The organism is Aeromonas sp. ANP5 (genome assembly GCF_963870295.1).
GTDB lineage: Bacteria > Pseudomonadota > Gammaproteobacteria > Enterobacterales > Aeromonadaceae > Aeromonas > Aeromonas veronii.
The window spans coordinates 37,556-49,568 of record NZ_CAWMRY010000024.1 but is presented as its reverse complement, the minus strand read 5'-3'; the positions used below and the strand labels follow the sequence as shown (position 1 = coordinate 49,568).

At 61.7% G+C, this 12,013-nt stretch carries 8 protein-coding genes; 3 read left to right on the top strand and 5 right to left on the bottom strand.

Features of this window, described 5'->3' with window-relative positions:
• Nucleotides 1-24: 24 nt before the first annotated feature.
• On the top strand, nucleotides 25-948 hold the full coding sequence (locus tag AACT07_RS14325; protein WP_069528442.1) for a 1-aminocyclopropane-1-carboxylate deaminase/D-cysteine desulfhydrase: 924 nt from the start codon (nucleotides 25-27) through the stop codon (nucleotides 946-948).
• Nucleotides 949-1,012: 64 nt separating this feature from the next.
• On the opposite strand, the gene AACT07_RS14320 is transcribed toward AACT07_RS14325, so the two are convergent.
• On the bottom strand, nucleotides 1,013-2,941 hold the full coding sequence (locus AACT07_RS14320) for an EAL domain-containing protein (RefSeq protein WP_069528440.1): 1,929 nt from the start codon (nucleotides 2,939-2,941) through the stop codon (nucleotides 1,013-1,015).
• A gap of 506 nt (nucleotides 2,942-3,447) precedes the next feature.
• On the opposite strand from AACT07_RS14320, the gene AACT07_RS14315 reads away from it, so the two are divergent.
• Together AACT07_RS14315 and AACT07_RS14310 are read left to right on the top strand one after the other, a co-directional pair.
• Nucleotides 3,448-4,974: an EAL domain-containing protein gene (locus AACT07_RS14315; protein WP_069528438.1), complete on the top strand. Its 1,527-nt coding sequence runs from the start codon at nucleotides 3,448-3,450 to the stop codon at nucleotides 4,972-4,974.
• A gap of 310 nt (nucleotides 4,975-5,284) precedes the next feature.
• Nucleotides 5,285-6,382 carry a calcium:proton antiporter gene (locus AACT07_RS14310; RefSeq protein ID WP_005340008.1) on the top strand — a complete coding sequence of 366 codons (1,098 nt, stop codon included), beginning with the start codon at nucleotides 5,285-5,287 and terminating at the stop codon, nucleotides 6,380-6,382.
• Between the two features lie 145 nt (nucleotides 6,383-6,527).
• Here AACT07_RS14310 and hutH read toward each other — a convergent pair whose 3' ends face one another.
• From hutH to hutI, 4 genes are read right to left on the bottom strand one after another with little or no spacing between them, the layout of a single operon-like run.
• Nucleotides 6,528-8,060: a histidine ammonia-lyase gene (gene hutH / locus AACT07_RS14305; protein ID WP_069528436.1), complete on the bottom strand. Its 1,533-nt coding sequence runs from the start codon at nucleotides 8,058-8,060 to the stop codon at nucleotides 6,528-6,530.
• Between the two features lie 4 nt (nucleotides 8,061-8,064).
• The gene (gene hutU, locus AACT07_RS14300) at nucleotides 8,065-9,774 is read right to left on the bottom strand and encodes a urocanate hydratase (protein WP_069528434.1); all 1,710 of its coding nucleotides are present in this window, start codon (nucleotides 9,772-9,774) and stop codon (nucleotides 8,065-8,067) included.
• Nucleotides 9,775-9,827: 53 nt separating this feature from the next.
• Nucleotides 9,828-10,772 (bottom strand): formimidoylglutamase, encoded by a 945-nt coding sequence (gene hutG, locus AACT07_RS14295; RefSeq protein ID WP_069528430.1) that lies wholly within the window; start codon nucleotides 10,770-10,772, stop codon nucleotides 9,828-9,830.
• Nucleotides 10,765-12,000: an imidazolonepropionase gene (gene hutI, locus AACT07_RS14290; RefSeq protein WP_069528428.1), complete on the bottom strand. Its 1,236-nt coding sequence runs from the start codon at nucleotides 11,998-12,000 to the stop codon at nucleotides 10,765-10,767. Before hutI ends, hutG begins: the two co-directional genes overlap by 8 nt.
• Nucleotides 12,001-12,013 lie beyond the last annotated feature (13 nt).

Sequence of the window (12,013 nt, the reverse complement as noted above, 5' to 3'; positions counted from 1 at the left end):
CCAGATTAAAAGACGGACTCACCATTGCAAGCCAGCCTTTCCGCCGAGTCAGAGGGTCAAGCCATCCTCCCTTCCCCCCTGCAACGCCTCCACCATCCGTTGCTGACCCGCTATGGTGTCGAGCTGTGGTGCAAGCGTGATGATCTGATCCATCCGGCCATCTCCGGCAACAAGTGGCGCAAGCTCAAGTACCACCTGCTGCATGCCAAAGAGCACGGCAAACGGCATCTGCTCTCGTTTGGCGGCGCCTACTCCAATCATATCCACGCGCTGGCGGCAGCGGGGTCCCAATCTGGTCTTCGTACTACCGGTATCATACGGGGCGAATATGACGCCGTCAGTAACTCTACCCTGCGGGATGCCCAGCGCTGGGGCATGGATCTCGTTTTTGTCGACCGCCAGAGTTACCGGCGACGGCAGGATCCCGACTGGCTGGCCCAATTCGATGCCCCCGATACACTGATCGTGCCGGAAGGGGGTAGCAGCCCGCTGGCCATCCCCGGGGTGGCGGAACTGGTCGGCGAAGTGCCGTTCTCGCCGGATCTCTGGGTACTGCCCTGCGCCAGCGGCGGCACTCTGGCGGGCCTGATCGCCGGCAAACGGGATCGGGAGCAGATCCTCGCCATTGCGGTACTGAAAGGAGGCGGCTTTATCGCTGACGAGGTGTGTCGCCTCCATCCCGCGGCTGCCAATATCCCCGGCTGGCGCATCGCGCTCGATCACCACGATGGTGGCTATGCCAAGTTCAGCCCGGCCCTCTGGCAGTGGGTGCAGGATTTCAGCGCCACGACCGATCTGCCCCTTGAACCCATCTATAGCGGCAAGGCAATGTGGGGTCTGTTTCGCGAACTGGCGGCGGGCCGCATCGCCACCGGCAGCAAAATCGTCTTTATCCACACCGGCGGCATGCAGGGGCTCGCCGGGCTGCGTGAGCAGGGGCGACTGTGACCCCCGCCTGACGGCAACCATAAACAACAGAGGGTCGCCCCAAGGCGACCCTCTGTTGTTTATCTCAATCACCAGCCGGTTCCAGCACCAGACGCTGGGGCTCGGCAAACCAGGGCCCCTGCCCGGCATGCACCCCGAGGTGGCGCAGCATCTTCCACTCATCGCCACTCTCCACCCCAACTGCCAGCACCCGGGTGCGAGTATTGGCACAACCGCCTACCAGACTGCGCACCGCCATCTGGTTGACCTGACGGGCATGGATCTCCCGCACCAGGCTGGGGTGCAGCTTGAGGAAATTGATCTCGAACTCCTTGATGTACTGGGTGCTCACCACATCCTGACCGGCATGATCGATGGCCAGCTGGCAACCCAGCATCCGCAAGGAGCGCAGTGGCCGCTTGAGCGCCTCGAAGTGACGGGTCACCTGGGATTCGGAGAGTTGCAGGATCAACCGCTCGTTGGTGCTGCGCGGCAGCTGGAACAGGGCGAAGAAGAGCCAGCGCTGGAACTCGCGGTTGAGCAGGCTCTGGGCACTGAGGGTCAGGCTGATGGGGCAGCTCTGCTCGGAGCGCTGGCGCAGCAGAGTGAGAGTCTGCTCCGCCACCAGCCGATCCAGTTGCAGCAACAAGCCCACCTTCTCCGCCATCGGCATGAAGATCCCCGCCTGCAGGGCACGCCCCTGCTCATCGTGCAGATAGGTGAGCAACTCCTGCTGCAGCACCACCTGCCCCCGATCCTGCTGGATCGGCTGGGTATAAAATTCGATGCCGTGCTCTTCGAGACGGCGGCTGATCAGGGTGCGCCAGCGTACCGTCCCCTTGCTGCTCTGCTCCTCATCCAGCTGCTTCTCGTAGAGGAACCAGCCGTTGTACCCCTGTAGCCGGGCGCTCTTGAGGGCCAGCTCCGCCTCCTCCTGCACCTTGAGCAGGCTGTCTTGTGCCTGATAACAGACGGCGCCGAGATAGACCGCAGTCTCCGGATTGACCTCCTGCGGCCAGTGCAGCCGTTGCAGGCTCTTGAGCAGCTGGCTGGCGCTATCCACCATCTCGCTCTCGGACATATTGGGCAGCAGCACCGCAAAGACCTGACCGGCATAGCGGGCCTGCAGGGCACCGTTGTGTTTGCGCACGAAGGCACCTATGGTGGCGCTCGCCTCCATCATCAAATCGTGCCCCAGCAACTCGAACTGATCGGCCTCCAGCTCCTCCAGACAGGCGAGATCGATCAGCAGCACGCCGCCGCTCATCACGCTCGCCTCCATGATGGCGCTCTCCAGCCGGTTGTCGAAAAACAGCCGGTTGCCGATGCCGGTCATCTTGTCGACGAAGGCGTTGCTGCGAATGAAATTGTCGAAGCGGCTGCGCTCCTTGCGGGCATCCGCCAGCTCGGCGAGCAGATGATCGAGGGCCTGACTGGCGGCCACCGGCCACTCTTCGGCGGGGTCATGACTCAGTTTGGAGAGTTTGTCATCGAGGATCAGCTGGGCGCGAATGCCCAGCAGCTCGGCCCCGCGCAGCTGCTGACGCAGCCAGCGGATGGAGTACCAGAGACCGAACACCACGATAAAGATACCCAGCGAGATGCCGGACATCGCCTTGATGGAGTATTCCGCCTCCTTGAAGGGGCGCTCCAGTTTGAAGTTGGCCTGCATGCCGGCCTGATGGGGCAGCGGGTGGCTGTATGGCACCAGCAGCTGCTCGTCGACCGGATTGCGCACATCGCGGAACCAGTAGACCCGCTGGTTATTCTGGCGCACCTCCAGCTCTACCACATGGGCCGCCCGCAGCAGGGTAGGCAGCCAGTGGCTCATATCTTCCATGTCGTGAGCAACATCGAGCTGCTTGTCGATCACTTCGACCAGCGCATCCACCTTCTTTTGCTGCAACTCCATGCCCAGCTCGCGAAAGCTGAACACCCCGCCAATCAGCACGGTCGCCATGGCTGCGATCACGCAGAGGGTGATAAATGAGACAAGCTGTGTAGTGAGTTTCATGCGCCTTTCCGTATGCCCAGCATCATCCGTGTCGCCTCATGGTAGCAGCGGCGATCGGGCCACAGCTATGGATGAAGATCCCGCTTCTGCAATTTAAGCGGGCAAGCATAACCCAAAGCAGAGGGAGAATACCAAGGATGACGGGCTGCAGACGCGGGAAAGGGGCGGGATGACAGACAGAAAAATGGTCCCTCAAAGGGGACCAAAAGGAACACTCATATCAAAACTAACACTCTGTGCTACTGACAAAAAACAGATACAGGAGTATTGAACACACGGTGAGTCAAACCGCAGGGCATACTCTAATGCAGTTCGGATAAGCTGAGCAATTGTCATTTATGACAGGTCAGCGATTGAATCTAGCCAAAGTTAATAATAAACACATTTAAAATCATGCAGTTAAAAAATCAATCAACAAGTGTGACAAGTCGGACTCAAATTGATTGCACTAATGCTCTATGATGGCTAAGTCCATTTGTGTCTCATGAAACTGGCAGGTACTTCCTTTGCGTAAATCACCCGTCTGGATCGCTCTGTTGCTGTTCGTCCTGCCTGTCGTGGGCAGCCAGTTTCTCGGCCTGTGGTTTGCCAAGCCGATGGCCTTTCATCTGCTGGAAGAGAAGGTTGCCGAGCTCAAGGGAGCCATGGCCGTACGTCACCGGGAGCTGGATGCCGCCATCAACAAACAACTGGCACAATTTGAGTTCAACTGCGGCGCCAAAGACATGGAGCTGCTGCGCGATCCGCGCTTCTACAGCGCTCATATCCGCCTGCAAGGGTTGGAGCTCGCTTCCGGCAACAGCTGCTCCAGCCTGGGGGTGGAGATCCCGCTGATCAAAGAGCTCCAGAACAGCGGGCAGAAGTTTGGCAAGCTGGGGATCACCGCCACTGTGGCCAAATACAATACCGAGCAGGAGCTGATGGCCTTTTACCGATCCGGTGACAACCTCGCCTACTGGGTGCTGGATAACAGCTGGAGCCACGACCTGCTGCAACACCCCTGCAGCCATTGCTTCTATCTGGAGTTCAGCCGACAGGATACCGATGCAAGCACAGTCCACTTTCCCCGTGGTGACAAGGAGATCAAACAGGAAGAGAGCAATATCAGCCTGAGTTTCTTCGATCCCAATGAACTCACCAAACAGACGGTCTGGGCGGGTAAAGCGCTGGAGCAATATGCCCATGACCAACTCAATCACTACGGTCTCTGGTTCGGTATCGCGCTCGGCGCCCTGTTAAGCGTCACATACTGGCTGCTGCGCAGCTATCGGCGCTCCCTCAAGGGACTGCTGCAAACAGGATTGATACGCAGGGAATTTATTCCCCTGTACCAGCCGATAGTGGATGCCCGTACCCACCAAGTGGTGGGATTCGAGGCGCTGCTGCGTTGGCAGCGGGGAAACGAGCTGATCCCCCCGGGCACCTTTATCGAATATGCAGAGGAGCAGGGACTGATCCTGCCGATGACCGAACAGTTGCTGGAGCAGGTGATCACTGACCTGCCGCAGCTGGCACCGGAGCAGTGGGTCAGCGTCAATCTGGTGGCGGCCCATATCGAGCAGCCCCTGCTGCGCACTTTGCTCGCTCACAGCCAAAACCCCTCACCCACCCGGCTCACCTTCGAGCTGACGGAGCGCAAGCCGATCCTCGACATCAAGGCGGCCACCGAGGAGATCACCCTGCTGCAACAGATGGGGTATCACTTCAAGCTGGATGATTTTGGTACCGGCTACGGCGGCTTTGCCTACCTGCAGAGCCTGGGGATCCGCCAGATCAAGATCGACAAGATGTTCGTCGATACCATAGGCACCAACGACCTCAAGCGCAGCGTGCTGGATGCCATCATCGTCTTCGGTCGGGAATCGGGCATGGAGATGATCGCCGAAGGGGTCGAGAGCCAGTTGCAGGTCGACTATCTGAGCCAGCACGGCGTCTATCTGATCCAGGGCTACTTCTTCGGCAAACCCATGCCGCTGAAGATACTGACCCACTGGCAACGGGAGTGGCAGCTGCAACACCAGAAGGCCAGCTAACGCAGAGATGGCAGGATTTGGCCGTGAAACGGTTTGGCCAGCGGCTCGACATCATCAGGTTGATGCTGGCGGTAGCGCCGTAACCCAGCCAGGCCATCAGGCGAGTAAATCCCCCTGCAGCCCCGGGTCCGGCTCCATGGTGAAATCGAACCGCCTCCTGCCACCCATTATTTACATTCAGCAACAAAATGATCTGCCCTGACAGGGATAACAACCTTTATCATAAGGAGCCGGTTATTGCGCAACCGATAACCGTGCAGCCTGTTTATGTCATCCGGTCGTCAAGACCCCCAATAGAGAACCATTGCCTATGAAGACAGTTATCCGGCAAGAGATTGCCCTGCCCGTTGGCCTGCTGACCCTGCTCTTTTTCAAGACCCTGGGCAGTGACCTGCTGACAGAGACAACTCCGCTCGGGATCTATCTTCCGGTTTCGGCGGCACTACTGGCCATCGTCACCTGGGCCATCTTCTCGGTGGTGCGCCACTCCGATGCCCTCGCCATCAAGCTGGGCGAGCCCTTCGGCACCCTGATCCTCACCCTCTCGGTCATCTCGCTGGAGGTGGTGATGATCTCCTCGGTGATGCTGACCGGCGAGCCCAACCCCACCATGGCCCGCGATACCATGTTTGCGGTAGTGATGCTGGTGAGTACCGGTCTGGTGGGCTTCACCCTGCTGTTTGGCGGCTGGCGCTACCACACCCAGAGCTTCAATCTGGACGGGGTCAAATCCTATCTGGTGGCCATCATCCCGCTGGCCCTGCTCTGTCTGGTGCTGCCCAACTTCACCGAGGGCGGTGCAATCGGCAGTATGTCGCGCGCCATGTCGTGGATGCTGATCATCATCTCGATCCTGCTCTACGGGGTCTTTCTGCTCATCCAGACCCGCAGCCACAGCCACTTCTTCGTCGACAGCGATCACGAGGATTACGAGGAGCACCACGGCCCGCTGCAGAGCAACGTCTATCACACCATCCTGCTGCTCGCCTACCTGCTGGTGGTGATCCTGCTGGCCAAGACCCTCGCCATCCCCATCAACTACGGGGTGCATGTGATGGACGCGCCCGCCGCACTGGGCGGATTTATCGTGGCCTGCATCGTGCTGGCCCCCGAAGCAGTCGGCGCCATCAAGGCCGCCTTCAACAACCAGCTGCAGCGGGCAATGAACCTCTACTTCGGCTCTGTGCTGGCCACCATCGCCCTCACCGTGCCTGCCGTGCTCTTTATCGGCTCCATGCTGGATCAGGAGGTACGCCTCGGCCTCTCCCCCGCCGATATGGTGCTGCTGGTCACGACCTTGATGGTCTGTAAAGTAACCTTCAGCAGCGGCCGCACCAATGTGCTCCATGGTGCGACCCATCTGGTGTTGTTCGTGGTCTATCTGTTCCTGATGTTCGAACACGAATAACCGCGTTCAACCAACGTCAGAAACGCAAAGACCGCCCGATTGGGCGGTCTTTTGTTATCTGCTCCCGGCTGTCACCGGCGCCTGTGAAGCGGCGTCCCCCTCATCCCCAACCCTTCTCCCGCCGGGAGAGAAGGGTGACCAAGGCTTACAGACTGGGCAGCACCCCGGTCGGGATCAGGTCGTTGTAGCTGGCACGGCCCAGCAGGGCGGCGGCCGCTTCGATATCCGGCGCGAAGTACCTGTCCTTGTCGTAGAAGCTCACCTCTGCCCGCAGTCGTCCCTTGGCCAGCTCGATCAGCTCGGTACTGCGCAGCGGCGCGCGGAAATCGAGCCCTTGCGCCGCCGCCAGCAGTTCGACCGCCAGAATGCCGCGGGTGTTCTCCGCCATGTCTGCCAGCCGGCGGCCAGCGAAGGTCGCCATGGAGACGTGATCCTCCTGATTGGCGGAAGTGGGCAGACTATCCACCGAGGCGGGATGGGCCAGGGTCTTGTTCTCGGAGGCCAGCGCCGCCGAGGTGACCTGAGCGATCATAAAGCCCGAATTCACTCCACCGTTGTTGACCAGAAACGCCGGCAGACCGGACATCCGCGAGTCAATCAGCAGTGCCATCCGCCGCTCGGAGATCGAGCCGATTTCGGCGATGGCCAGCGCCAGATTATCGGCCGCAAAAGCCACCGGCTCAGCATGGAAGTTGCCGCCGGAGAGGATGTCTTCATCCTCGGCAAACACCAGCGGGTTGTCGGAGACCGCGTTGGCCTCACACACCAGCACCTCGGCAGCGTGGCGGATCTGGGTCAGGCAGGCGCCCATCACTTGCGGCTGGCAGCGCAATGAGTAGGGATCCTGTACCTTCTCGCAGTTGTGATGGGACATGCCGATCTCGCTGCCATCCACCAGCAGGTGGCGATAGCAGGCGGCCGCGTCGATCTGGCCACGCTGACCACGCACCACGTGGATGCGTGCATCGAACGGCCGGCGGCTGCCAAGGGCAGCCTCCACGTTCATGGCGCCTATGGTGATGGCACCGGCGAACAGATCCTCGGCGTGGAACAGCCCTTCCAGCGCGAAGGCGGTGCTGGCCTGGGTGCCGTTAAGCAGCGCCAATCCTTCTTTGGGTGCCAGCGCGATAGGCTCGAGCCCGGCAATTTTCAGCGCAGTAGCGGCGTCGATCAGCTCGCCCTTGTGGCGGGCCTTGCCCTCCCCGATCAGCAGGCAGCTCATATGGGCCAGTGGCGCCAGATCGCCGGAGGCACCGACGGATCCCTTCTTCGGGACTACCGGATAGACTTCGGCGTTGATAAGGGTCATCAAGGCCTCAAGCACCGTCAGCCGGATGCCGGAGAAGCCGCGCGCCAGCGAGTTGAGCTTGAGCACCATCATCAGCCGCACGGTAGCGTCATCCATGTACTCGCCAATCCCTGCCGCATGGGAAAGCACGATGGAGCGCTGCAGCTCGTCCAGCTGCTCCACCGGAATGCGGGTGTTGGCCAGCAGGCCAAAACCGGTGTTGATGCCATACACCACCCGGTTCTGTTCGATCACCTTGGTAACCACGGCGGCGGAGGCGTGGATCCCCGGCAGCGCGGCCGGATCCAGTGAAACATGTACCGGCTCGCGGCTGACGCGGCGCAGGGTGGCAAGATCCAGCTCACCCGGAGTAATAGTCAATTCAAACATGGTGTTACACCTTTCCTTTGATACCGTTGGCGCCGTCAATCATCGGCAGATCCAGTTTCGCCTCATGGGCACAGTTGATGGCAATCTCGTAGCCGGCATCCGCGTGGCGCATCACCCCGGTGGCCGGATCGTTGCGCAGCACCCGACCGACGCGGCGGACAGCGTCATCGGAGCCGTCACAGACGATCACCACGCCGGAGTGCTGGGAGAAGCCCATGCCGACCCCGCCGCCGTGATGCAACGACACCCAGGTCGCGCCACCGGCGGTGTTGAGCAGGGCGTTGAGCAGCGGCCAGTCGGAGACGGCATCGGAGCCATCCATCATCGACTCGGTCTCGCGGTTCGGGCTCGCCACCGAGCCGGAATCCAGATGGTCGCGACCGATGACGATGGGGGCTTTCAGCTCGCCGTTTTTCACCATCTCGTTGAAGGCCAGACCGAGCCGTACCCGATCCTTGACCCCGACCCAGCAGATCCGCGCCGGCAGTCCCTGAAACGCGATGCGCTCGCGGGCCATGTCGAGCCAGTTGTGCAGGTGAGGATCATCGGGGATCAGCTCTTTCACCTTCTGATCTGTCTTGTAGATATCTTCCGGATCGCCAGAGAGGGCCACCCAGCGGAACGGCCCAATCCCCTCGCAGAACAGCGGGCGAATGTAGGCGGGGACGAAGCCGGGGAAATCGAAGGCGTTCGCCACCCCCTCCTCCAACGCCATCTGGCGGATGTTGTTGCCGTAATCCAGAGTCGCCGCGCCGCGCTCTTGCAGGGTCAGCATCGCCTCCACCTGACGGGCCATGGAGCGACGAGCGGCCAGATTCACCTCCTGCGGGGCACTCTGCTGCAGCTCGCGCCACTTGGCCACGCTCCAGCCCTGCGGCAGGTAGCCGTGGAGCGGGTCGTGGGCAGAGGTCTGGTCGGTCACCACATCCGGGGTGATACCCCGGGCCACCAGCTCAGCGAAGACGTCGGCGGCGTTGCCGAGCAGGCCGACGGAGACGGCGCTGCCGCTCTGCTTGGCCTCCTCGACCATGGCCAGCGCCTCATCCAGAGTGTGAGCCTTCTTGTCCACATAACGAGTGCGCAGACGAAAATCGATGCGGGTCTCGTCGCACTCGACGGCGATCATCGAGAAGCCAGCCATGGTGGCGGCCAGCGGCTGGGCACCGCCCATGCCGCCGAGCCCGCCGGTCAGGATCCAGCGGCCCGCAGGCGAGCCGTTGAAGTGCTGGTTGGCCACCGCGAAGAAGGTCTCGTAGGTGCCCTGCACGATCCCCTGAGTGCCGATGTAGATCCATGAACCCGCGGTCATCTGGCCGTACATCATCAGGCCCTTCTTATCGAGCTCATTGAAGTGCTCCCAGTTGGCCCAGTGCGGCACCAGATTGGAGTTGGCGATCAGCACCCGCGGTGCATCCTTGTGGGTCTGGAACACCCCGACCGGCTTGCCGGATTGCACCAGCAGGGTCTGATCCTCCTCGAGCCGGGTCAGCACCTCGACGATCTTATCAAAGCAGGCCCAGTTGCGGGCGGCGCGGCCAATCCCGCCATAGACCACCAGCGACTGGGGATGCTCGGCCACCTCGGGATCCAGGTTGTTCATCAGCATCCGCAGCGGCGCCTCGGTGAGCCAGCTCTTGGCGGTCAATTCGGTGCCGCGCGGGGCACGGATCACGCGGTTCGGATCATGACGGGGATCCTGCTGTTGCACAGACATACACACTCCTTGTTGTATCAATAGGGTGCCTTCGGCGACGGGCGGCCAAAGGGTTAACGGGTCAACAGATGAACCAGCCGCGCGGCCACGCGGGCACTGCGGTTGTCCTGATCCAGCGTCGGGTTGTACTCGGCCAGATCAGCGAGCCTGAGCTTGCCGCTGGCCCGGATATGGGCAATGAGCGGTTCGATCACCGCCAGCTCCACGCCGCGGGCGGCGGGAGCGCTCACTCCCGGCATCACGGCTCCGGGCAGCACATCAAGGTCGATGGTCAGATAGAGGTGATCACAATGGGCGATAAAGGCGTCCAGTCCGCTTAGCAAGGCTGGCAGCTCGGTCTGGGTCATCGCCTCGTCCAGCACATGCCACACACCCAGCGCCTTGGCACGGGCAAACAGGGCTTGGGTATTGGCGGTCTCGGCTACCCCGAGGCAGGCGTAGTGAAACGGCGTGCCCTGAGCGGCACACTGCTCGGCAATCTGGAAGAAGGGGGTGCCGGAGCTTGCCAATTCCTGCTTCATGCGCAGGTCGAAGTGGGCGTCAAAATTGATAATGCCGACTCGCCCCTGACCCGCCAGATGCAGGTTGAGGCCGCTCCAGCTGCCGAAAGCCACCTCGTGACCGCCCCCCAGCACCAGCGGGAAGTGGCCCAGATCGAGCGCAGCGGCGACCTGCTCGGCCAGACGGCCGTGGGCAGCGTCGAGATTGCCATCGGTACAGCTCACATCCCCGCCATCGTAGACGGGGCGACTCAGATGCCAAGCGGTGTTGGCCAGCAGCTTGCGCACCGCTTGCGGCGCACCGGCGGCGCCGACACGCCCCTTGTTGCGGCGCACCCCTTCATCGCAGGCAAAACCGAGCAGTACTACACCGGCAGAGTCTTGTGCTCCGGCGGTCCAGGGCAGCACCTTGTCGTGCCAGCGCTGGGCCAGTTCGCCATCTTCCGGATCCTGTCGTCCCTGCCAGAGCGACATATCGACCGGGTTGAACTTATCCATGGAGGGTCTCCTCGCCGTTGAAGATGCGGCCTGCCAGCTGATCGACGCCGACTATGTAGCTCAACTCAGCCGGATGGGCGCAGTGCCAGATCAGGAAATCGGCCGCCATCCCCACCCTGAGCTGGCCAAGGCGATCCTGCTCACCGAGCGCTTTGGCGGCGTGACGGGTCACCCCGACCATGGCCTCCAATGGGGTCAGTCCAAACAGGGTGCAGGCCATGTTCATGGCCATCCGCAGCGAGACAATGGGGGCGGTACCTGGGTTGATATCGGAGGAGACCGCCATCGCCACCCCCGCCTTGCGCAGGGCGGCAACCGGCGGCAGCTTGGTCTCTTTGAGGAAGTAGAAGGCGGTGGGCAGCAGGGTGGCGACCACGCCACGGTGGGCCAGCGCCAGGATCCCTTCCGGATCCAGATACTCCAGATGATCCACCGAGAGGGCGCCAAAGTTGGCAGCGAGGGTGCTGCCACCGAGATTGGAGAGCTGATCCATATGCCCCTTCACCGGCAGGCCGTATTGATCCGCCGCCAGATAGACCTGCTCGGTCTGGGCCAGCGAGAAACCGATATGCTCGCAGAAGACATCCACCGCATCGGCCAGCCCCGCCTCGACGGCGGCCGGGATGATCTCCTGACAGATGGTCTCGACCCAGCAGTCGGGATCGTCGCGATACTCCGGCGGCACCGCATGGGCCGCCAGCAAAGTGGTCTTGACCCGGATCGGCAGCGCCTCTCCCAGTCGGCGGGCCACCCGCAGCATCTTGAGTTCGTCATCCAGCGTCAGGCCATAGCCGGACTTGATCTCCACCGTGGTGACCCCTTCGCGGATCAGGGATTTCACCCTCGGCAGCGCCAGCTCGAACAATTGCTCTTCGCTGGTGGCACGGGTGGCACGCACCGTGCTGATGATGCCGCCGCCCCGACGGGCGATCTCGGCATAGGGCACACCCTGCTGACGCAGCTCGAACTCTTCGGCACGGCTGCCGGCGAAGATGAGGTGTGTATGGCAATCGATAAGGCCGGGGGTGACCAGCTTGCCCCGCATATCCTGCCAGTGAGCGGGATACGGCCCTTTCAACTCGGCCATCGGCACCAGCGCATGGATCTTGCCATCCTTCACGCCGATGGCGTGGAGCGGCAGCAGGCCGTAGTCGGCCAGCTCATCATTCAGGGTGGCGGGTGTCACGTTGAGCCAGACCCGCTCGCAGTTCAACAGTTCCTTGTTCATAGCGACCTCAAAT

Bases quoted from the DNA above. Each gene is read 5' to 3' on its own strand.
- AACT07_RS14320 (WP_069528440.1), bottom strand. From the start codon at position 2,941: ATGAAACTCACTACACAGCTTGTCTCATTTATCACCCTCTGCGTGATC.
- AACT07_RS14310 (WP_005340008.1), top strand. From the start codon at position 5,285: ATGAAGACAGTTATCCGGCAAGAGATTGCCCTGCCCGTTGGCCTGCTG.
- hutH (WP_069528436.1), bottom strand. From the start codon at position 8,060: ATGTTTGAATTGACTATTACTCCGGGTGAGCTGGATCTTGCCACCCTG.
- hutU (WP_069528434.1), bottom strand. From the start codon at position 9,774: ATGTCTGTGCAACAGCAGGATCCCCGTCATGATCCGAACCGCGTGATC.
- hutG (WP_069528430.1), bottom strand. From the start codon at position 10,772: ATGGATAAGTTCAACCCGGTCGATATGTCGCTCTGGCAGGGACGACAG.
- hutI (WP_069528428.1), bottom strand. From the start codon at position 12,000: ATGAACAAGGAACTGTTGAACTGCGAGCGGGTCTGGCTCAACGTGACA.